At 69.3% G+C, this 1495-nt stretch carries 1 pseudogene; it reads right to left on the reverse strand.

What is annotated here, in order from left to right:
• Positions 1-1409: pseudogene (locus J7E68_RS16925) on the reverse strand (LuxR family transcriptional regulator); the annotation flags it as partial.
• Between the last annotated feature and the right edge of the window lie 86 nt (positions 1410-1495).

Here is a 1495-nt window from a genome sequence, read left to right on the forward strand (position 1 = left end):
GTCAGAGGAGACCAGCGTCCTGCGGTCGGATGGCGCAACCCGCCGTTCGGTGCATGCGCGAGGCGGAGTGCGCGAGCCTCTTCGGCCTCGAGCGCCACCGCGACGATCGGAGGCGGGGTCGACGGCAGACGCTCGACCGGGTCCACGGCGTCTCCCTCGCTGAGAACCGTCTCAAGGTGCGCGATCCACATGAGCTGAGTGCGGTGGTTCGCGGCGGCGCGGAGCGCACCCTCGTGCAGGGACACCGCGGCGAAGGACGGCGTGGCTCGCTCGAGCGATGCGAGTGCCGCCGCCAGGAAGGCGTCCGCCGGCGACGGATGTGCGAGCAGGCCGGTCTCGGCGGCGAGATCCAGTGCCTCCTCGGAGACCGCCGCGGCACGGCGCAGCCGTCCTGCCCACGCTTCCAGCAGCGCGAGCGAGCCGAGAAGATGGATCCGATACAGGCTGTACTGGCCCCCTGGCGCGGCGAGCGCCTCGTCGAATCGTCGTCGCGCCGCGGTGAGATCGCCCGAGAGGAAGAGCGCTCGGCCCGCCGAGGTCAGCGAACTCGTGCGCAGCAGGTGCGGGTGCGTGAGGCCCAGCAGCTCGGGCGGGTGCAGATCGGGATGCTCGCTGAGCAGTGCCGCAGCCGACTCCGCAGCCTGCAGTGCGATGCGGGGGTCAGACCGGAACTGCGCCCGCGCGGCGAGGAACGTATGAATGACCACCGAACGGCCCGGTGTGAGCGTTGGCCGATCGGCCTGTTCGCGCAGCACGTCCTCGGCTCGGGCCGCGTCTCCGTTCATCATCAGCAGCATCCCGCGGAGGATCTCGACGTCAGGTCGGGTCGCACGGAACTCTGCCGGCAAAGCATCGAGCCACCGACTGACCGACACCGTGTCGTTGCGTTCGAGCACCTCGCGGCCGTGTCCGGAGATGACGGTCGCCGCCCGCTCCCACGATCCGGCCTCGAGGAGGTAGTCGATGGCTGAAGGCGCATCACCCCGGGCGAGGTGCCAATCGGCCGCGGCCGTGCAGATCTCGGTCGCCGCTCCGGGGTGCTCGGCCTTCAACCGGTAGCGCAGGAGCTCTCGGAACATCGGGTGAAAGCGGAACCACTCCCGGTTTCGATCGAGGGCGACGAGGAACATGGACTCTCTCTCGAGCTCCTCGAACAGCGAGGTCGCGTCGCCGACGGAGAGGATCGACTCGACGAGTTCCGCGGACATCCGGTCGAGGCCCGACAGGTGCAGCAGCAGCGACCGTCGCTCGGGCGGCTGCTGGGCCAGGGCCTGTTCGCTGAGATACTCGGAGATGAGGCGATCGGTGCCGCGAAGTTCACTCGCGAAGTGCTCCGGATCGTCTTCATTGCGCAGACCGAGACCGGTCAGCACGACACCGGCGGCCCATCCCTCAGTGCACTCCATCACTGCTGTGAGGGTGCGAGGACTGACTGGAGCGCCGTTGATCCGCCCGAGCAGCGTCGCACTCGCGGCCTCATCGAGCGCGAGGTCGC

This window comes from Microbacterium sp. ISL-103 (genome assembly GCF_018613995.1).
In the GTDB taxonomy this organism is placed as follows: Bacteria; Actinomycetota; Actinomycetes; order Actinomycetales; family Microbacteriaceae; genus Microbacterium.